This window comes from Bacillus salipaludis, from assembly GCF_030938565.1.
Taxonomy (GTDB): domain Bacteria; phylum Bacillota; class Bacilli; order Bacillales; family Cytobacillaceae; genus Neobacillus; species Neobacillus salipaludis_A.
This window is the reverse complement of the sequence record NZ_JAVGVR010000001.1, coordinates 6,198,832-6,219,405: the sequence shown is the minus strand read 5'-3', so window position 1 is coordinate 6,219,405 and position 20,574 is coordinate 6,198,832. Positions and strand designations below refer to the sequence as shown.

At 42.2% G+C, this 20,574-nt stretch carries 19 protein-coding genes; 9 read left to right on the top strand and 10 right to left on the bottom strand.

What is annotated here, in order from left to right; all coding sequences use genetic code 11:
• Positions 1-384 precede the first annotated feature (384 nt).
• The 6 genes from RCG21_RS30875 to RCG21_RS30850 all read left to right on the top strand — a co-directional run bounded on the left by RCG21_RS30875 (position 385) and on the right by RCG21_RS30850 (position 6,225).
• Positions 385-1,266, top strand: a complete 882-nt coding sequence (locus RCG21_RS30875; protein WP_133340047.1) for an acetamidase/formamidase family protein — start codon at positions 385-387, stop codon at positions 1,264-1,266.
• 123 nt (positions 1,267-1,389) lie between these two features.
• Positions 1,390-2,079, top strand: a complete 690-nt coding sequence (locus tag RCG21_RS30870) for a GntR family transcriptional regulator (protein ID WP_235824955.1) — start codon at positions 1,390-1,392, stop codon at positions 2,077-2,079.
• A gap of 153 nt (positions 2,080-2,232) precedes the next feature.
• A complete protein-coding gene (gene hisD, locus RCG21_RS30865; protein WP_208025441.1) occupies positions 2,233-3,513 on the top strand; it encodes a histidinol dehydrogenase in 1,281 nt (426 codons plus the stop codon).
• Between the two features lie 218 nt (positions 3,514-3,731).
• The gene (locus tag RCG21_RS30860) at positions 3,732-4,583 is read left to right on the top strand and encodes an ABC transporter substrate-binding protein (RefSeq protein ID WP_308914214.1); all 852 of its coding nucleotides are present in this window, start codon (positions 3,732-3,734) and stop codon (positions 4,581-4,583) included.
• 189 nt (positions 4,584-4,772) lie between these two features.
• A complete protein-coding gene (locus RCG21_RS30855; protein WP_133340041.1) occupies positions 4,773-5,480 on the top strand; it encodes an amino acid ABC transporter permease in 708 nt (235 codons plus the stop codon).
• Positions 5,481-5,484: 4 nt separating this feature from the next.
• On the top strand, positions 5,485-6,225 hold the full coding sequence (locus RCG21_RS30850; RefSeq protein ID WP_133340053.1) for an amino acid ABC transporter ATP-binding protein: 741 nt from the start codon (positions 5,485-5,487) through the stop codon (positions 6,223-6,225).
• A gap of 194 nt (positions 6,226-6,419) precedes the next feature.
• On the opposite strand, the gene RCG21_RS30845 is transcribed toward RCG21_RS30850, so the two are convergent.
• From RCG21_RS30845 to RCG21_RS30820, 6 genes are all read right to left on the bottom strand, one after another.
• Positions 6,420-6,812 carry a GtrA family protein gene (locus RCG21_RS30845; RefSeq protein ID WP_133340039.1) on the bottom strand — a complete coding sequence of 131 codons (393 nt, stop codon included), beginning with the start codon at positions 6,810-6,812 and terminating at the stop codon, positions 6,420-6,422.
• Positions 6,809-7,771: a glycosyltransferase family 2 protein gene (locus tag RCG21_RS30840; RefSeq protein ID WP_308914213.1), complete on the bottom strand. Its 963-nt coding sequence runs from the start codon at positions 7,769-7,771 to the stop codon at positions 6,809-6,811. The genes RCG21_RS30845 and RCG21_RS30840 overlap by 4 nt, the downstream gene beginning before the upstream one ends.
• Before the next feature lie 171 nt (positions 7,772-7,942).
• A complete protein-coding gene (locus RCG21_RS30835; protein ID WP_133340035.1) occupies positions 7,943-8,473 on the bottom strand; it encodes a ferric reductase-like transmembrane domain-containing protein in 531 nt (176 codons plus the stop codon).
• Positions 8,474-8,509: 36 nt separating this feature from the next.
• Positions 8,510-8,803, bottom strand: coding sequence for a hypothetical protein (locus RCG21_RS30830; RefSeq protein ID WP_308914212.1), 294 nt, complete (start codon positions 8,801-8,803; stop codon positions 8,510-8,512).
• Positions 8,804-9,157: 354 nt separating this feature from the next.
• Positions 9,158-11,422, bottom strand: coding sequence for a glycosyltransferase family 39 protein (locus tag RCG21_RS30825; protein ID WP_308914211.1), 2,265 nt, complete (start codon positions 11,420-11,422; stop codon positions 9,158-9,160).
• Positions 11,423-11,474: 52 nt separating this feature from the next.
• Positions 11,475-12,158, bottom strand: coding sequence for a response regulator transcription factor (locus RCG21_RS30820; protein ID WP_133340029.1), 684 nt, complete (start codon positions 12,156-12,158; stop codon positions 11,475-11,477).
• A 283-nt stretch (positions 12,159-12,441) separates the two neighbouring features.
• On the opposite strand from RCG21_RS30820, the gene RCG21_RS30815 reads away from it, so the two are divergent.
• Positions 12,442-13,128 (top strand): response regulator transcription factor, encoded by a 687-nt coding sequence (locus RCG21_RS30815; protein WP_133340027.1) that lies wholly within the window; start codon positions 12,442-12,444, stop codon positions 13,126-13,128.
• Positions 13,125-14,606: a sensor histidine kinase gene (locus tag RCG21_RS30810; RefSeq protein WP_133340025.1), complete on the top strand. Its 1,482-nt coding sequence runs from the start codon at positions 13,125-13,127 to the stop codon at positions 14,604-14,606. Before RCG21_RS30815 ends, RCG21_RS30810 begins: the two co-directional genes overlap by 4 nt.
• A 55-nt stretch (positions 14,607-14,661) precedes the next feature.
• Here RCG21_RS30810 and RCG21_RS30805 read toward each other — a convergent pair whose 3' ends face one another.
• The 4 genes from RCG21_RS30805 to RCG21_RS30790 all read right to left on the bottom strand — a co-directional run bounded on the left by RCG21_RS30805 (position 14,662) and on the right by RCG21_RS30790 (position 19,823).
• Positions 14,662-15,351 (bottom strand): TetR family transcriptional regulator, encoded by a 690-nt coding sequence (locus RCG21_RS30805; protein ID WP_133340023.1) that lies wholly within the window; start codon positions 15,349-15,351, stop codon positions 14,662-14,664.
• A gap of 292 nt (positions 15,352-15,643) precedes the next feature.
• Positions 15,644-16,945, bottom strand: coding sequence for an MFS transporter (locus RCG21_RS30800; protein ID WP_308914210.1), 1,302 nt, complete (start codon positions 16,943-16,945; stop codon positions 15,644-15,646).
• Between the two features lie 134 nt (positions 16,946-17,079).
• Positions 17,080-19,125, bottom strand: a complete 2,046-nt coding sequence (locus RCG21_RS30795) for a CocE/NonD family hydrolase (RefSeq protein ID WP_308914209.1) — start codon at positions 19,123-19,125, stop codon at positions 17,080-17,082.
• A 323-nt stretch (positions 19,126-19,448) separates the two neighbouring features.
• Positions 19,449-19,823, bottom strand: a complete 375-nt coding sequence (locus RCG21_RS30790; RefSeq protein ID WP_133340019.1) for a nucleotide excision repair endonuclease — start codon at positions 19,821-19,823, stop codon at positions 19,449-19,451.
• A 288-nt stretch (positions 19,824-20,111) separates the two neighbouring features.
• On the opposite strand from RCG21_RS30790, the gene RCG21_RS30785 reads away from it, so the two are divergent.
• Complete coding sequence (locus RCG21_RS30785; protein WP_133340017.1) at positions 20,112-20,510, top strand: hypothetical protein; 399 nt, start codon at positions 20,112-20,114, stop codon at positions 20,508-20,510.
• Positions 20,511-20,574 lie beyond the last annotated feature (64 nt).

The following is a 20,574-nucleotide window of genomic DNA, read 5'->3' as shown; positions in this document are numbered from 1 at the left end:
TGGGGATTTAATTTATCGTAAAGGAATTATTTTAATCATGTAGAAAATTACAAGGGAGGGAGGAAAAAAGGGAGAAAACCTTTAATTCTCAAGGAACACATCTGACGAATTAAGCGGAAACAAAAAGAATAAGAGCAGAGCTACTTATCAAGATTTATTCTTAAGAAAAAGGCTTTGTTAAAGAACAATGTTAATTTTTAAACAAAGTTGATTGGAGCGGAAGGTGCGAGACTCCTGCGGGAGCAGCGGGACAGGTGAGACCCCACAGGCGCTAAAGCGCCGAGGAGGCTCACCGCCCGCCCCGCGGAAAGCGCGCATCCTGGAGCGGAAATCAACAACCAAGTTTAACACAGCCAAGAAAAATAAAATAGGCAAGGTGAAAACATGAGACAAACAATAAAAGGAAAGTATGTATACGAGTTTTCGAGTGCGAATAAACCAATCGCTTCGGTTAAACTTGGCGAAATAGTGGATATCGAAACGATTGACTGTTATGGGGGACATTTAAAAACGGAAAAAGATTTAATCACTGACTTCCCTCATTTAAAAGTAAACCCTGCAACAGGACCTATTTACATTGAAGATGTGAAAAGGGGGGATGTACTTGAAATTATCATAAAAAAAATTGAACTTGATTCTGCAGGCGTGATGTCAACCAGACCAGGAGGTGGGCTTCTTGGTGATTACATTCGTGAAGCACAAACCCGGATTTTAAAGATCGAAAACGACATGGTGATCCTAAATAACACGATGACATTTCCCGTTAATAAAATGATCGGGGTTATAGGCGTTGCCCCCCTTAATGAAGCGATTCCAACTTCAACACCAGGAGAACATGGCGGTAATATGGATACGAAAGATATTACGGAAGGGAATACCCTATATTTACCGGTTTTTCAGACTGGTGCCCTTTTGGCTTTGGGAGATCTGCACGCATCTATGGGAGATGGGGAATTGAATGGGACTGGTGTTGAAATCGGCGGGAAAGTCACACTTCAAATTAACAAAAAGGAAAACGTAGAACTTTTTACGCCCATCGTGGAAACAGACAGTCATATTCTCATCATTAAAAGCGCAACAGAATTTCGTACTGCTGTAAGAGAGGCTATGATCGAAGGGATTAGGCTTTTACAAAAGGAACATAACCTGGAGTTTGCCGATGCCTATCGCATGATCAGTGCAAAAGGGGACATTCGAGTTAGTCAGCTTGTCAATCCGAAAATCACTGTTCGGCTTATGTTGCCAAAATGCCTGGTGTCTATATGAATTGACTTTTATTGTCAGCTTTCGACAAATATATTCAAAATTATTCAAAAATTATAAATATATTGACGTTTCAGATAAATAAGACTAAACTATTATTATAGAATAATTGAAGGGGGGGCTAGTTTGCCAAATTCAAAAATGGGGGAACAGCAGATTTATCAAATTTTACGGAATGCAATTTTCAATGCAGAACTTCCTCCAGGTACCCAATTAGTAGAATCTTCACTTGCTGAAGGATTTGGCGTGAGCCGAACCCCGATTCGAGCGGTTCTTTCTCGTCTGAAATATGAATCTTTGGTTCGTTTTATTCCCAATAAGGGCACTTTTGTTTATTGCCCGACACCTGAGGAAGCGGAACAAATCTTTTATATTCGAAAAATATTAGAACCGGAAGCTACATATTTAACTGCACTACAAGCGAGTCCCTCTGACCTGGAAAGGATGAACTTTTTCTTGGATCAGGAGGAACAGTTTTACCAGCAAGATCAGCCACAGAATGCCCTGCAGGCCATTCAATCCTTTCATCTAGCCGTGATTGAGGCTTGTAAAAACTCCTATCTCATACAATATTTGCGGGAGATTCTTTCCTTAACGCTTATCATTCAAACATTTTATGACGTGACAGTAACGGAAACAACCCATTCGAATCATCAGCACCGGGAATTGTATGAAGCCATTAAACAACGAGATTCCATCCGCGCAAAGCAACTTGCAATTGAACATATTCCTTTCATCATACGAGATATTGACTTCACGAAAAAATTAAATCATGCGTTACCCATTGATCAAATTATTACTCGGTACACACTCTAGTCATTTTTTTTAGGGTTAATTGTATACAATCATTGTACACGCTAGGGGGATACAATCTGATCTATCGTAATGATGGTTTTCCAACACATGTCGGATTCTGCCATTTTTAAAACTGCTGGGTAACCAGTATATGCCTACAAAGGAGAAATGAACATGGAAATGTTAAAACAGGAACAGCTGAACAATGGTGAGGCAGTTCGTGTAGAAGAAGCTGTTGCTTCCATTATTCAACGAGTTCGGCAAGAGGGGGATGCTGCCCTTAAAGCCTACCTAAAACAGTTTGACGGAGTGGAGATTGAAGAACTTCGTGTCCAAGAGGACGACATTCAGAGAGCCATTTCCCAATTACCGCAAACGATGATTGAAGACCTTCAGTTTTCGGTGGAGAGAATTCGCGCTTTTGCCGAGGCGCAGCGGCGAACACTAACAGAATTTGAGCAAGAAATGATTCCGGGGGTGTATTTGGGACAGCGGGTGATTCCGATTGAAACAGTTGGGGCTTATGTTCCCGGGGGAAGATATCCATTGTTATCTTCTGCACAAATGGCGATCATTCCCGCTAAGGTTGCAGGTGTTTCGAATGTGAAGGTCTGTACACCGCCTACTAAATCGGGAGAAGTCCACCCGGCTGTATTGGCGGCGGCTCACTTTTCCGGTGCGGATGAAGTCTACCGCGTGGGCGGGGCTCAAGCGATTGCCGCGCTTGCTTACGGCACGGAAACGATTGCACCGGTTCATAAAATTACCGGACCAGGTAACCTGTATGTGACCGAGGCCAAGCGGCAAGTTCATGGCCAGGTGGGAATTGACTTATTAGCGGGCCCGAGTGAAGTGTTGGTGATAGCCGATCAATTTGCCAACCCTGTTTATGTCGCTTCCGATTTACTCGCTCAAGCAGAGCATGATGTAAATGCCAGGGTGGCCTTAGTTACCACCGACCGTGATTTAGGCGTGGCAGTTCTTCAGGAAATTGAAGAACAGCTAAAAACCTTGCCAACTGCGGTAACGGCACGTGCTTCATGGGAAAAATGGGGACAAGTATTCCTTGCCGACAGTTTAGAAGAGGCCATTGCTATTGTAAACGAGTGGGCGCCAGAACATCTCCATGTTCAAACCATCAATGCGTATGACATTAAAGAACAATTTATCAACTATGGATCATTATTTCTAGGAGACCTATCCTCTGTTGTTTATGCAGACAAAGTGTGTGGAACGAACCACATTCTTCCGACTCGGGCTGCTGCTAAATATACAGGCGGTGTGTGGGTTGGGACATTTTTAAAAGTGGTGACCTATCAGCAAATCAAGCCAGAAGGCGTCAATGTCCTGGCACCACATTGTGTACGGCAGTCTAACCAAGAGGGTTTGATTGGTCACCTTCGTTCTGCCAATGTCAGATGGAGCGGAATGCTTGATCTCGAAGTGAAAAGCTAAATTAAAGGCTGTGCTAAACCTGGTTGTTGATTTCCGCTCCAGGATGCTCGCTTTTAAGCGGGGCGGGCGGTGAGCCTCCTCGGCGCTGAAAGCGCCTGTGGGGTCTCACCTGTCCCGCTGCTCCCGCTGGAGTCTCGCACCTTCCGCTCCAATCAACTTTGTTTTAAATATCAACATTGTTCTTTAACAAAGCCAAATTAAAAGGGGGATTTTTTTCGATGAAACGATTGACCAAAATGTTTTTGCTTACGGTTCTTTCTATTATTCTATTAGCAGGCTGCGGCGGCCAAAAGTCAAATGGAAATGCGGATGGTTCAAAAAATAGCTCCGCAAGTGCGTTACAAAGGATTAAAGATAAAGGAGTGCTTGTTGTCGCATCCTCTAACGACGTTCCATTTGCCTACATTGATAAGGATACAAAAAAGTTTTCAGGGATTGATGCTGAAATTATCACGGAAGTGGCTAAGCGTTTAGGCATTCCAAAAGTAGAAATGAAAGAAGTAAAGTTCGAAAACTTGCTGCTTGATCTTAATAATAACAATGTGGATATGGTAACCGATGGTATGTATATCAAGCCTGAGCGTCAAAAAATTGCTGACTTCACGAACATTTGGTACACCGAAGGGGAAGCATTGGTTGTCGTGAAAGATTCTCCTATTAAAGGTTTGGATGATTTAAAAGATAAGGTTGTCGGCGGACAAAAAGGAACCGCATTCCTTGAGTTTGCGCAAAAGCTTCAAAAGGAAGGCAAAATTAAAGAGGTTAAGGTGTTTAATTCACAATCTGAGCTTCTTCTTGCCGTAAATACGAACAAAATTGATGCATGTATCACAGATAGTGCGGTTGCGGGCTATAGTATCACAAATGATAAAACGTTGAACTTAAAATTAGTATCACCTTATAAGGCTGAAGCAGCTGGAAATATTGGTGCAGCGGTCCGTAAGTCAGATAAAGATCTGTTAGATGCGGTAAATAAGGAACTGGATAAGATGAAGGAAGATGGCTTTATCCTGAAGACCTTGAAAAAGTATGGATTAAATGAAGATAATTTCGTACCTGCTGGAAAATAGATTTAAAGAGATTCTTTGTCTTACATGCTCCTGACTTCTATCATGGTTTAGCTCAAGCGCCTAGCGGCAAAAGGACTTCATTATACTTTAATTGAATGTTGTTGGTTTTCTTCATTTACCTTAGTCGAAGTTCCAGTCCCAGAGCCGCTTATCGGGCGCTTGTGCTTTTCTAAAAAGGGTGATTCTCATATGAACATTTTAAAAAATTTAGATTTTGCTACAGCGTTTAAAGATCTTTCTCCAGAATTGGTAAAAGCACTGGGGACTGTTCTTGGAGCCACCGTGTGCGGGTTCGCTCTGGCATTAATCCTTGGAACACTGATTGCTTTAGGGCGGATTTCTAAATTCAAGTGGCTGAATCGAATATTGGTGATATTCCTAGAAATTATTCGCGGAACTCCTCTACTTGTCCAACTCGTCTATATGTATTATGTAGTACCGTTGCTCCTCTCACTTGTAGTCCAATTTTGGATTCCAAATTATCAAATCAATTTTAACGCCTTTACAGCAGGTACTGTTGCGATGGGAATTAACTATGGGGCTTATTTGTCAGAAGTTATTCGATCCTCAATTATTTCAATTGACCGCGGGCAAACGGAAGCAGCACTTGCCCTGGGGTATACGAGCAAGCAGGCGATGTGGTCGATTGTGATCCCACAAGCGGCTCGAGTGGCATTGCCGACCTTTGGTAATTACATCATTATGATGGTAAAGGATACTTCACTTCTTGCATTTATAACCGTGTATGAATTATTATTGCGGACTCAAGCTTACGCCTCTCAAACATTCTTAACGATTGAATCTTATACACTATTAGCTTTAGCTTATTTGGTTTTAAGTTTACCAATGGCTCAAGTTGTACGAGTACTAGAGAGGAGATTACGTCGTCATGTCTAATGTGATCATTGAAGTCAATCAATTACGAAAATCCTTTGGTTCCAACGAAATTTTAAAAGGAATCGATTTAGAGATAAAGGAAGGCGAAAAGGTAGTTATCATCGGCCCATCGGGATCAGGAAAATCTACTTTTCTTCGCTGCCTTAATTTTTTAGAAATCCCAACGGCGGGGACTGTAAAAGTCCATGGTGATTATTTCGTAAAGCCGGGCGAAAAATTTGATGAGAAGCATGTAGCCAGGCTTCGGACGGAAGTGGGAATGGTATTTCAAAGGTTTAACTTATTCCCAACAATGACGGCGTTGGAAAATGTGATGGCTGCTCAAATGAAAATCCGTAAAAAATCCAAGGAGGCGGCTCGTGCAACGGCTGAAACCTACCTGCGTAAAGTAGGTTTGGCAGAACGGATGAATCATTATCCGAGCCAATTATCAGGTGGACAGCAGCAGCGTGTCGCGATTGCCCGGGCCCTTGCGATGGAGCCGAAAGCAATGCTGTTTGACGAAGCCACCTCTGCACTCGATCCGGAACTAATTGGCGAAGTTTTAAATGTTATTCGTGATTTGGCCAAAGAGGGAATGACCATGGTGCTGGTTACCCATGAAATGAAATTTGCTGAGGAAGTGGGCGATCGTGTTATCTTTATGGACGGAGGCGTCATCGTGGAGGAAGGTCCGCCGAAGGAATTCTTCCACAACCCGAAACACAACAGAACACGGGAATTTATTCAGAAAGTGGAACATTAATAGAATGGTAAGGCAGCTTTCCTAATTTTTTAGGGGGCTGCTTTTTAATTGGACCTTTGGGACGGTTCTGTCGGCTTTTTTTGTCAGAAAGATAAAAAAGTAGACCAAGAGAACCGTCCCTATGGTATCAGAACAATATGCTTTAAGTCCTCCCTCATAAGGGCTGCTTCAATGGTTGACTGCTTTTTTAATCTTCATGGTTGAACCCCCCTAGTAAATACCATTCTTTTCGTTCCAATATAATTCATTCCAACACTTGCTGCTGTGACGAGTAACTTACTGATCCATAATGGAAGTCGCAAATGCTTATAAAACATCGTTAATAAAAAAGAAGTCATAACCAAAGTAATCAGGTTCACACCAAGAAAAGTGAAAAATTCTCGCTTACTTCCTTTTCCTTTTTGTTCAAATGTCCATTTTCGGTTCATGATATAGCTGTTTAACACCCCGGCACTGTACGAAATACATTGAGCGACGATGTAGTTTACATTGAACCAAGTCAAGAATGCATAGACGCTAAAATCAATCGAGGTATTGACCGCACCCACAATTGCAAATTTTATAAAAGAAAGCCATCGCTTGGTCATCTGTATATCATTTTCTTTTCTGGCTTCTTTTGATAGATCTCTTGAACAATATAGAGTGGACGATGTTTCGATTCGTCATAGATTCGGCCGATATATTCACCAGTGATTCCGAGAATAAAAAGTATAAACCCGTTAAAAAGCAACTGAATCACAATCAGGGAGGACCAACCTGTGATGGTAGTATGGGTAAACAGTTTTAAGTATAGGACAATGAACAAGTAGAAAAAGCCGATGACCGATAAACCCGCACCAGCAAAGCTTGCTAGTTTTAATGGTTTATAGGAAAAGGAGGTAATGCCATCCATCGACAATTTCAGCATTTTCTTGAGCGGGTATTTAGATTCGCCCGCCAGACGCTCGTCCCGTTCATACTCGACGGCAATTTGTTTAAACCCAACCCAGCTCACTAACCCGCGGACAAAACGGTTTTTTTCTTGCAGGTTATTCATTTGATCACATACTTTACGGTCCAATAAACGAAAATCTCCTGTATCAAGCGGGATGTCGATATCTGTCATCGAATGTAAAAAGCGGTAAAACAGTTTGGCAGTGTATTTTTTAAAAAATGTTTCTCCTTTTCGTTTCGTCCGTTTTGCATACACCACATCGTAGCCTTGTTTCCATTTTCCAATCATTTCCAAAATAAGCTCGGGCGGATCCTGCAAGTCGGCATCAATCACGACTACGGCCCTTCCTTTTGAATGATCCATTCCTGCTGTGATGGCAATTTGGTGGCCGAAATTCCTTGAAAAATCTACTAAAATAACAGCGGGGTCCTTTTCACTAAATTCCTTTATGATGTCGGCTGTGCGATCACGGCTGCCGTCGTTCACAAAGAGAAGCTCGTAAGATTCTCCTGTCGATCTCATTACCTCGGTCAATCTACGGTAGGTTTCATGAATCACTGCTTCTTCGTTGTACACGGGTACAACGATTGAATATTGAACAACTTGATTCATTTCTATCACTCCTTCACGAAATATCTCATTGAATTCATTATGGGCCTGCAACCTGAAATCAGCTTGAAGATCAGCTGAAGGTTTCCTGAAATTAGTTGCTGGAATCCATAAAAAAGGGGGGATGAACCCCCTTTTTTGAAAAATTGATTTTTACTGGCGGAAGCAATCCATTTATCCTTGTGCAGCTGTTAGCTTTTTCTTACTCGAAAACAGCATCCCCCCAAAGATGATGACGGGTGCGATATTCACGGCCGCCAAAATCGTTCCTTGGAAGTCCGTACCGCTCAATAATCCATGTAACGTAACGAGTATATAGAGTATGGGATTTAGCGCATGCAGTTTTCGCCATCTTTGATACCCAATTTTATTGCGGAATTTTGACGTAATGATCGTTAAGATTAAAAAATAAGTCGCAATTGAACCCATCGCCATGGAGATCGTTTCATAGCCGCTGGCAAATGGAATCAAGATTTCAGACAGTTTAAAGGGGAGATAAGAATCTATTAGCAAAATTCCTAAGTGTCCCCCTGTAAGAATTAACGACCAATCTGACAGTACTTCATGAAGATGAAGTAGGTTGTTTACTTTCTTTTTTCGTTTCTTCTGGACCATGGAATACAGTCCAGTAAGAACGGCCGCATATAATAATAGATAAGCTATCGTTCCGGTTGCCCGAATCGCATACCATTCAAATGTCTCCATTTTATTTTCCTCCTCGTTTCCATTTCGTCCTCATGATCAGGTTCCTCCAGTCGTCGTATCGAAACCGCCATGCTGGCTAAACGATTGGTCTTGTGAAACAGATTGAGTATTAGACTGCTTGGAATCGCTGATTCTGTTTCGGTTTGGGAGTTCATAGGTGATCGAAGAACTTCCACTCTGGGTTGGACTTTGTGTTGTGACCTGAGCTTGAGTGGTGGCAGTTGTTTTGTTTATGGTATCTTTGTTGATCCCAAGGTATGAGATCATGCCAGCGACGAATGCTAGACTGGCAAAGCTTACACTCCAAGAAGTAAATTTCTTTTTATTCATTTTTGTTGCCTCCTTGTATTTAAATGACTTCTTTTTGTCTATGTCTGTATTATGGATTTTCAATCTGAATTCAGCATGAGCGTAAGCTGAAGGTTTCCTGAAAAATAATGAAATGTTTTTTGGAAAATGGTGATTTTTCTTGATTCGCTGATAAACAGGCCGAATTCACTGATAAAACCTTTCAATTCGCTGATAAAGGGTCTAAATTCGCTGATAAAAGTTGTTAACGCACGCATACAGTAGCTTTCTTAGTGTAAAAACAACAATTTTTATGATAACGAATTTAGAAAAGCAAAATAAAAAGGATCGAGCCCTGTTTATCCAGGGCTCAATCCTTGCTCGTTTCCAACCACATTATTTAGATTTCGGTTGAGTCAAATCATAGAGAGTCACACCATCGACTGTTGTTGTCTTAAAATTGTTTTGAACCCAATTGGTGATTTCTGAATTAGAACCACCGCCCATTGGTCCTCTTTGGAAGTTACCATTAGAAGTGCTTCCATTTGTTTTTCCATTCGTATTATCAGTGGACATGCCGCCGCCCATGCCGCCTCTGCCGGAGTTAATAAAATAATGAATCTTTCCATCACTCACGTATTTCTTAAACTGGGCAAGGGTAGGGGTCGGATCACTGCCGGTAAAGCCGCCGATGTCCATGATGGGCGCACCTGTCGCTAGTTGATATGGAGCCGAAGACTGTGAACCGATCGTTGCAGCCACCCAGGTGTATTTCGTGGCATCCTTTTTAAACAATTTTACGATATTCTTGCCAGGTGTGGCGTTGTCATCAGGACCACCCTGTTTAGCGTTCCTGGTTCCTCCTGCGGATGAAGGTGGCATTTGACCACCAAAGCCGGACTGTCCTGGGGAAGAATTAGTTGAGCTGTTCCCAGGAGGCATTTGCCCGCCAAAGCCGGAGTTTCCAGTTTGTCCTGTAGACGAATTACCTGAATTGTTCCCAGGAGACATTTGCCCGCCAAAACCGGAATTCCCGGATTGTCCTGTAGACGAATTACTTGAATTAGCCCCAGGCGGCATTTGACCTCCGCCAAAGCGGCCAGGGAATCCATCGCCACCCGTCGAAGGACCTGCAGAAGGCATCGATCCAGTATGTGGTGTCGCAATGGTCTGGACTGTATAGGCAAACGGACCAGCCAGGCAGGCAGCCAATCCAGCTGCGGCAGCACCCATCATTAAATTTCGCCGAAGCTTTGGTGCGATCATCATCGTAATAGCAGCAACCAACCCGATCACTAGGATGGCCACACGCAGCCACGGGTACCAGGTTGAAGTACGGTCAAGTAAAATATAAGACCAAACTGCTGTCGCTGCAATAGTCGCCGTTAACCCTAAACGGGCAGCCAATTGTTCACGTCTCGTCCAAAGAACTTCAACACCAATCCCGATGATGGCACCAATAGCTGGAGCCAGGGCAACTGTGTAATACGGGTGAATTGTTCCCGCACTATAGCTGAACACAATACCGGTCACGAAGAACGTTCCAGCCCACAAAAGCATGGCAGGAATGGTGCGATCACTTTTCCAGTTCCGGCGGACAAGCCAAACCGCAACGATTAAAAGAATCAGTGCCGCAGGAATCAGCCAAGAAATCTGGCCTCCCATTTCGGAGTTAAATAGACGTGTCAGACCAGTGCTGCCACTGAAACTCCCGCCCATGGCGCCGCCGGGTCTGCCCATATTGGCCGCTTGATTTACCATATCATTGGCAGTTGAAACTCCTGTCGCAGCTTTTGGGCTGCCCATACCGGACTCATTCCCGGTAAGCCGGCCTAAACCGTTGTATCCAAAAATCAAGTCCAGAATGCTGTTTTTCTGAGAACTCCCGATATATGGACGGTTCGCAGCCGGGACAAGCTGAACAATCGCCACCCACCAACCTGCTGAAACCACAACCGTAATCGCACTGATCACCATTTGCACTAGTCGCCGGCGTACCGATACAGGGGCAAATAACAGATAGACGACTACAAACACAGGGATGATCAGGAATGCGGCCATCATTTTAGTCAAAAAGCCAAAGCCAATGAAGACAGAGGCCCACACGAGCCATTTTGTTTTCCCTTCCTCAAGTGCTCTTGTAAAGGCATAGGCACTTGTTGTAAGTAACAGAACTAGGAGCGCATCAGGATTATTAAAACGGAACATGAGCGCGGCCACCGGTGTCATTGCAAGGACTGTTCCCGCGATTAGCGCTGCACCGGCACTGAACCAGCGGCGAATCGTCAGGTAAAGGACCCATACACAAGCGACACCCATCAGTGCTTCTGGAACAAGCATACTCCAGGAATTCAGGCCGAATATTCGCGCCGATAATTCCATGATCCACAAGGAAGCAGGGGGCTTATCGACTGTAATAAAATTAGATGCATCAATGGATCCGAAGAAGAACGCCTTCCAACTTTTCGTACCCGCTTGTACTGCGGCACTGTAAAAGGAATTGGACCAGCCTGATTGGCCAAGCCCCCATATATATGCGATTACTGTCAACAGCAATAGGGTCAACAGAGCAGGCCGTTCCCATGGCGGATTTCCTGGCCGGCCTCTTACATTCATATTACTCGTTTGCAATGGTTCGGATTGATTTGTTTTTTCCATCATATGATTCCTTTCCTTTTGCTGCCTTTTAAGAGGTCAGCAATTATTTTACTTATCATGCTAGATCCAGCCGATAACCGGCACCACGGATTGTCCGGATTAAGGTACGTTTATGATCATGAAGCTTTTCTCTCAATAGGCGGATATAAACTTCCACAATATTTTCTTCACCACCAGCGTCATAGCCCCACACCTTCTTTAAAATAGTTGCTTTGCTTAGGACCATTCCGTGATTAATCACCAATAATCGAAGGAGTTCATATTCCGTTGGTGAAAGTTTCAGACCTGTTTCATTGAAACGAATTTCCCTCCGACGGTCATCAATTTCAAAAGGACCGATTGCGATATTTTCTGAAAGAATGGGAAATTGATTTCTTATTCTTGCATGGATTCGCGCCACCAGTTCTCCAAAGCTAAAGGGCTTGACCATATAATCGTCGGCACCTAGATCGAGTCCTTTCATTCGATCCTCCTCGTCCCCCTTTGCCGTCAGCATAATAACAGCCAGATTTCCTAATTTTTTAAGAATCTTGCATGCTTCAATCCCACTCATTCCCGGCATCATGACATCGAGGATGACAACATGTGGTTCAAAATCTTTGGCTAAGTCGATGGCTGATGCACCGTCTTGAGCGGTCCTTACTTCGAATCCTTCCTCTATTAATCCGAGCTCTAAAAATTGCAAAATCGATAATTCATCATCCACTAGTAGTATTTTTATATTTTTAGTTGTCCGCATCGTTTCGCTACTCCTAAGGATGTTATTTTCTTTCTCCCCATTTTCATGTCTCCTCCCCGTTTTGTTCATGTCTGTATTGTGCACGGCCAACCTGAATTAGACTTGAAGGAAAGCTGAAGGTTTCCTGAAAAATTCAGCAAACTAGTTGATGCATAGTATAATAGGTATTTACATAACGATTCCGACATTTTTATATCGATTAAGCCGATATTCAGTTTTCATTCAGCTAATTTTCAGCTAAATAGACGAAACTATATCTATTAGGGGATCTGGAGGTATGATCATGAATGCTAAAGAAGGTATTAAAATCTTACTCGTCGATGACGAACCACATATTTTGCAATTTTTAGAGATGGGTCTTACAGGGGAAGGGTATGAGGTAAAAACAGCATTAGATGGGTTGATGGCGATTAATGTAGCGAAGGAATTTGAGCCGCATATTGCGATATTAGACGTGATGATGCCTGGAATGGATGGGTTTGAAGTGTGCAAAATGATTCGAAAAAGCGGTGCGCAAACCTCCATTATTATGCTTACGGCCAAAGATGAGGTGGAAGACCGGGTGAAGGGGTTAACCATCGGAGCCGATGATTATGTGATAAAGCCATTTAGTTTTGAAGAATTATTGGCTAGAATTCGGGCCCGGCTGCGCAATCAATTCCCGAATCTATTTAATGAAGTCACGTATGGACCCTTTAAGCTGGACGACCGAAGAAAAGAATTTACGTATAACGGCCGAATTTTGGAGCTTTCTCCAACTGAATATGAGCTTCTCAAATTCTTAGTGATGAACCACGGGATCGTGATGAGCAAAGCCATCATCTTAGATCGGGTTTGGGGCTATGATTTTCTTGGGGAAGAGAATATTGTGGAAGTGTATATTCGCTCTTTACGAGATAAGCTGGGGGATAAGCAGCACCAGGTGATTCGTACGATAAGAGGTTCAGGCTACAGGGTAGATTTCTCATGAAGGGGGTAAAGAATTTATTTTTTTCCCGTTCCTTACGCTATCAACTTCTTGCACGGACGTTAGTCATCTTGGCTTTTATTTTACTGGCGATTGGGCTTACGCAGTACTTGGTTATGAAGGATTTCCTGTTTCAGAATGAGGCAGAAACGCTAAGTGCAAGGCTGATGTCATTGCCAAAAGATATTGGTTTAAATGTAGATTTACCAGATGATAATGAAAAGCCTCATGACAACGGGGACACTTTCCCGGGGCCAAATCATAAGTTTTTCTTTTTACAGGATATGTCGCTTGCGCTGATTAAGAATAACGGCAATTTTCAAGACCTTTTAGAAAATAGTAGTATCCAAGCTCCAATACTTTCTAAAAAGGAATATCAAAATATTTTGCAGGATTTTTCAACTCATCAGGATGTTTCCTATCGTATCGAAACGAATTCAAAGGGAGTCGAGCAATTGATTGTGTTTAAGCCAGCGGGGGGAGGTTTCCAGGATCAAATCTCCGGAATCCTGCAGCTGGGAACGAATACGGCACCGCTCAAGCATGTACTTCTTCAGCAATTATTGATTTTTTCCATTCTTTCCGCTTTAGCTTTAGCTGGTGGACTTGGAATTTACTTGCGCGTTCTGAACCAAACCCTTGTGCCGTTATCACGGATTGTGAAAGCGGTGAAGAAAACCAATGCCGGAAACTTAGAAGAGCGCCTTCCGGTTGAACAGGGGCAGGAAGAGATTGATCGTTTAGCGGAGTCGTTTAATGACATGTTAGCGAGATTGGGAAAATCCTTTGAGTATGAAAGAGAAACGAAAGAACAAATGAGACGTTTCATCGCGGATGCCTCTCATGAGCTGCGAACACCGCTTACTTCCATTTCCGGATTCATTGAGGTTTTATTAAGGGGAGCTGCCAATCGTCCAGAACAGCTGTACAAAGCATTAAATAGCATGCAGGGGGAATCAAGGCGGATTATTAAATTAGTAGAGGACTTATTATTGCTTACGAAGCTGGACCGTGCTCCTGAATTACAGGCTAAAGAGAGCAATCTTTCCATGTTAATCGAAGAGATGGAACCTCAACTAAACGTTTTGGCGGGAGATCGCGCGATTCAATTTCAGCTTGCTCAAGATGTTGTTGGATTCTATGAATCAGATAAGTTAAAGCAAGTGATTCTTAATCTATTTAATAATGCTGTCCAGCATACGGATCCAGTATCCGGGGTGATTAAGGTTTCGCTTGAAGCATCTAATCAGTTTGCAAAGCTTTCCGTAGAAGACAATGGCACAGGGGTGAGCGAAGAAAGTCTGCCGCTCATTTTCGACCGTTTTTATCGTGCAGATGTTTCCCGTGCAAGAAGAACGGGAGGAGCAGGCCTTGGATTATCGATTACTAAATCTATTGTAGAGGCACATGGAGGAAGAATTGAGGTCGAGAGCAAGCTCGGGACCGGAACCATCTTTATTGTGTTTTTGCCGATGGGGTAACCATAGGGACGGTTCTGCTGGCTTTTTGGAGCCACCAGAACCGTCCCTATGGCTTTTACTGCTGATTCGTATGGTCATATTTTTTAAAAGAAAAAAGATTCGCGTTGTGAACAATCTCTGTAATATAGTTCATGGTGATTTTCACTGCCTCCTGAAACTCATAGCTTTTGCGATTATTTAAGATATTTGTAAACATTCCTTGCCAGATTAAAATGGTTAATTCATTAATCGCATCAACGTTTTCTTCTTTGATATATCCCTCTCTTAGTGCATTTTCTAAGAAGGACCGCCCCCGTTTTGACACGTTTCGTTCAAAGAGAATAATCTTTAACTCCTCAGGAATGTTAATCAAATCAGCCGGATAGATTTTATAATATTCTTCAAGCAGCTTTTCGGGTTGATCCCCTAAATCCATAATAAATACCGCATTAAAAATTTGTGGCTGCTTAAAGGAGTGAATACAAAAACATTCCCATGCTAACAAGTACTTTTCAATGGGATCTTTTCCTTTTTCAATATAAACAGCTACCTCATCCGTGTAAGATTTCAAGAATTTCATGGATGCGAAAAAGATCAGATGGGAGATTTCAGAAAAATAGTTATAAATCGTGGCGCTGTTATAACCTGCCTTATCCGCAACTTTCCTGATCGTTACATTCTCTAAACCTTCTTCTTCGATAATTTCAGCCGTTGCGTCGACAAAGTATTTCCACATGCGGCTCAATTGTATTTCCTTTTTTTTCATCGTTATACTCCTTACAAATTTTATATCCATATAAGTTATTTCGTTCTTAGGCGAAGTGAGATCTAAGGGCTATGTTAACTTTGGCTGTTGATTTCCGCTCCAATCAACAGGGCTAAAAATTCAACAATGTTCTTTAACATAGTCTTTTTAAAAAAGATGATAGAAAAATTATACCAAACTATTGGCTCAGAAGCCGAAGTAATAATGACCCGTGGTGGAACTGGTTCAAAATGAAAAAGCTGGCGAAAAACAAAACTTTATCGCCAGCTTCTTTTCATTTTAGGGGCTCATTCTAACTTGCTTTTTTTTCTTTCATTATTTTTCTCTGAAGGGCAATTTCTTTTCGTTTTTCTTTCGTTACTCTTTGCCAAATGACAGCGGTAATCAATCCAACGATCGTTAAGCCTAATAAAATGGCGAATAATACCTTATAACCAGTGGTACCATCCCAGTGGTCCAAACAAGCTCCGGCAATAATCGGCATAAAGATTTCCCCGCTATACCCGATGATCATTAATGGCATAGCGACAGTTCCTGTTGTTTCAACGGGATAGTCTCCTTCCACCAAAATCGCGAAGTGCGTTGCCTGTAAGGCATACATGGCTACATAAACAACGGCGATAAAGACTAACAGTAACAGGATAAGAGAAGGCTTTCCGGGCAAAAGAATGAGAGCGACTAAGCCGGCTGCCAATAAACTATAGGCAATGATGACCATATTCGAAATCCCAATTCGATCCCCGATGATTCCGGAGGAGAAACTTCCGACTGGGCGGCAGTATTGTGAAAAGTAACCCAGTGCTGCGGCAATGATGGTGGAAGCACCAAATGCTGCATGTGCATAAGGAGTAATATAATAGAAACTATTGATCATTGCATAAGATGTTAAAATAAGAACGGCTGCCAGCCAGGTTGTTGGCATTTTTAGAATCTTCCAAAGGATATCCCAATTAAATTTTGTATGATCCTTTTCGTTACCTTGATCACTGCTGTTGTTTTGTTCAGGACTCTTGTAAAGCAGCATAACCATGATCCCTAAAAGAATACACATCACGGAATAGAAAATAATTACTGTGGACAATGCGACCTTGTCACTCAGCTGCTTTGAAACAAAGGCGAAGAGTCCTAAAACCAAAGCGGATTCGATTACTTTGGCAGCACCGCGTCCGCCTTCAAAAAAGCCGAATGCTTTTCCTTGTTCATTTTCATTTGCTAACGAACGGACGGCTTTTATTAATGCTACCCAAAAGGTCAGGATGGATGTAAATCCCCAAGCTCCATAAATTAAGACCAATACAGAGTAAGGGGGATACAATAGTAAGGTAAAGCCTAGAGCTCCTGTCACGATTAAGGAGAGCGTCAATAAGTGTTTCGTTTTCCAACGATCTGCCACATAACCTGCAAAGATATAGGAAATCAAACAAGTAATTCCAAACACACTTCCGAGCGAACCCATTTGTGTATTTGTTAAGTGAAAGTCCTTTAGAAATACATCATAATAATAGTTTCGAAAATATGGCAATGTATAAATCATTTCACCTGCAATAATTAAAATGATTAGAGTAGGTATATTTTTTCTTAATTTTCCTTCCATCGCATTTCCCCCAATCGCTGGCTTTAAGAATTGTCCAGCGCAAGCGTCCTGCCCCTCGAGGTCACAAGCCAATCCGTTAAGAAGGCTTGGCTTGTGCTATGCCTGAGGCTGACCAAGGCGCTTCCGCTTTTCTCTTAAAGCCCTACGCGTTTAATTTTTTGGTCCCAATTTTTCTTGAATGCCGGCTCGCCGTTCTCTTTTACATCCATTTCGCCAACGATGATAAAGTTTTCCGCATCTGAAGTTTGCGTAACGGTAATGTCAGCTTCAATCCACCAGCCCTCACGGCCAATTCTCATTTTTTGATAAATGGTATACTTTGCGGAAAGAGGATCAGCATTGCTTAATGTCAACTCCCGCTTCAAATTGTGTTCAACGGTCACATCAATTTCATCAAAGCGATAAACCCCTTCACCAAATACCCCGCCGACACCATCCGTTATACAAGTCCATGTATCGGCTACAATATCATAGGAAATCGAACGATCGACTTTGCCCTCTGAAAGTATGGTTATCGGAGTTAATGGCGCACTCTCCGGACTCATATTCGGTCCTGCTGTCCGGCTGCCGTTAAAGATTGGCAATGAAAACTTAGCGGTTTCCAGATTCAATGTAAGTGTTGCATCCTCCGGCATGGTCCAAAACATTGGCCAAAAAGTGGTAGCAATTGATAAACGAACCCGGTGTCCGGCTTTAAATTTGTGTCCGCAACAGTCAAGATTCACATAAGCATTTACTTTCTCACCAGCGGTCAGCAAGTCTACCCGGTCATGTCCATTTAAATGGGCTAAATTCATTACACCGTAGGAAACACGGGTAACGGCTCCGTCCGGCGCCACATCTGATAACTGTGCAAAAAGCATTGCTTTAGGTTTGTCACTTGATAATTGTACTTCGAATCTCGGGTAGCCTACGATTTCTAATGGGTTTTCTAATAGATCACTTTCAAAGACCATCGCCATTCCATCATCTAATCGCTGGTCTGAAGGACTTTCTCCAAGTACTCCGGCACCCATCCATTCACCTGATAAAAGGCCGTGATTTAGAGGGGTTTTTAATAACACTTGCTCTTCTTTATCATCTTGTTCTTCCAGTAATTTACCATGCGTCAATTGATACGTTTTTGTGAGAACTTCGTTGGATGGCCATGATTGAAGTCCAACCCACTCTCCTTTACTAACCGGTTTAATAGAAGAAGGCGGCATGCTTTCCTCAAGCCATACATCGATCATTGGTCCATCGATGCAATCATTTTCGATTCCTTTTAGCCAATGATCCCACCATTTAACAGCCTCTTGTAAAAAGCCCAACGCCGGACCTGGAACGCCATCCTGAGGATAAACATGTGCCCATGGACCGATGATCCCTTTCCTAGGGACCGAAAGCCCTTTCATTAAGCTGAATACGGTATTTGTATAAGAGTCTTCCCAGCCATCAATGGCAAGAACGGGCACTTCAATGTCATCGTAATTTTCACAAACTGAACCATGCTTCCAATATTCATCCCTTGTTTGATCCTCCATCCACTGTGCCATCCATAACGGCATATTTTCTAACCGTTCCAGCCATTTTTCCCGCCAGCTGTCGCCGACAATATGAGGGTCAAGCGGACGTACCTGATAGGCGAGCATAATGTTTCCCCACCAGAAATTATCGTTTAACAGACAGCCGCCTTTATAGTGGATATCATTGTTATAGCGGTCATCGGTAAATCCAAGGGTAATAATGGCTTTTAAATTTTTGGGTCTTCTGGCTGCAACTTGAAGGGAATTAAATCCTCCCCAAGATTTACCCATCATTCCGATGTTTCCATCACACCAAGGTTGATTTGAAATCCATTCAATTACTTCTAGGGCATCATCTTGTTCTTGCTTTAGGTATTCATCTTGTAAGAGACCATCGGATTCCCCCGAACCTCTCATATCCACTCTGACTGCTGCATAACCATGTCCGGCAAAATAACCATGCATCGGTTCATCTCTTGTCCTTGTACCATCAGTTTTACGGTAAGGAATGTACTCTAAAATAGCCGGTACTTTTTCACCTTCCGGAACTTCAGGCAGCCAGATCCGACTGGAGAGTCTCGTTCCGTCTTTTAAAACAATCCAAGTGTTTTCAATCGCTTGATACGTATAAGGAAAATTGGTGATAATTTCTCTTTCTTTGCATTCTGTTGACATGTTAACATCCCTTTCTTCCTCTTTCGCCACAAGAGGTTTAACATAAAAAGTTTCACCTTAAAGCGCTTTCTAAAAGCTTTAAATCATTGTTAAAAAACAATCAAAGTGATTTTATAATCATGATTACTAAATTACTATGTTCAGTATAGCATTCAAAAATATGTTGCACAACTTAAAATTTTTAGAAAAATTGAACTTTATTTCAAGAGTCTGACCCCCGCTCGGGTAAGGAATTAAAGCGGGAAAGCACGAATAATATTGAGGTTGAAAATGGGAAAAACACCTTGCGCTAATGGCGCAAGGTGTTTTGATGGGGGCGGGATTTATTTATAAAAGACTTTGTCAATATTGTATTTGGCATGCTGCTGGTTGATGATGTAAGTTTCGTAAATTTCTCTTTCCATCGGATCTTCGACAACAGATACCGCAATCTTGTATACCTCATCGCGGTGCGACTTTATTGGAGAAACCGTATCCTCAAAGTGTTTCTTTACCCTTGGACGCAGCTTCCGGGCTTTGCCGACATATAATAGTTGATCCTCTGCGTTAAAAAGTAGGATGATCCCGCCTTTATCACGCGGAATTCGATGATAATCGGTAAAACCATATTGGCTGCTAATCACGGCTTCTACTTTTTCACCTAGCTGTTTTTGTTTCGTTAATACTACATCAGGGTTTGGTATTTCAATTTTTATCATAAACTTCACTTCCTATTCTAAGGTAAAACGTAATTTTAGCTCTCTTAAAATACATTAGTTAATGGTTATTTTCAAGTTTTTGGGTGGGGCTCCCTACACTTGCGGTGATAAGGATTTATACTAGAGTGTAAAAATACATCCTCATTTGCCCATCATTTTATGAGGTCTAATCATTTTTCGGAGTCATGAGGTGCGGTAACTTGATTTATTAGGTAGATTGTCCACACCTTGATTTGAAATCCATCATATTCTATTTAAAAGAAGAAGAAGAAAGGAAGAAGAGGGTCAATGCTGGAGAACGATAATGAATTAAAAAGGGAACCAATTGAGGAAATCGACCGGTTTTCAAGACTCATGCTTGGCAGTCATAACCGCAGAGAACCTTATCAAATGAATGAAAATACTTCACAAGAATTTCTGGAGCAACCTGGGCGGGCATCTTTTAATCGCACCACCAATCGAATGGATGGTTGGCTATTTGGCTTTCAGGAAAAAGAAGCTCCGACCTCCTCACAAAACAATCTAAATCAGATAGAAGGTCTCCTTAACCAGATCGATTTGATGCAGCTGATGGAAACAGTTGATATGTTCGTTGCGACAACTAAACAATTACAACCTTTATTTAATGATTTCACCCCTTATTTCAAGCAGTTGGCTAAAAAATTCAAAGCATTTAAAGAGGGCTAGCTTTCTACCTACAACTTCCACTAAAAATTGGGTAGGAAGAAAATAGAATCAAAAAAGTAATTTT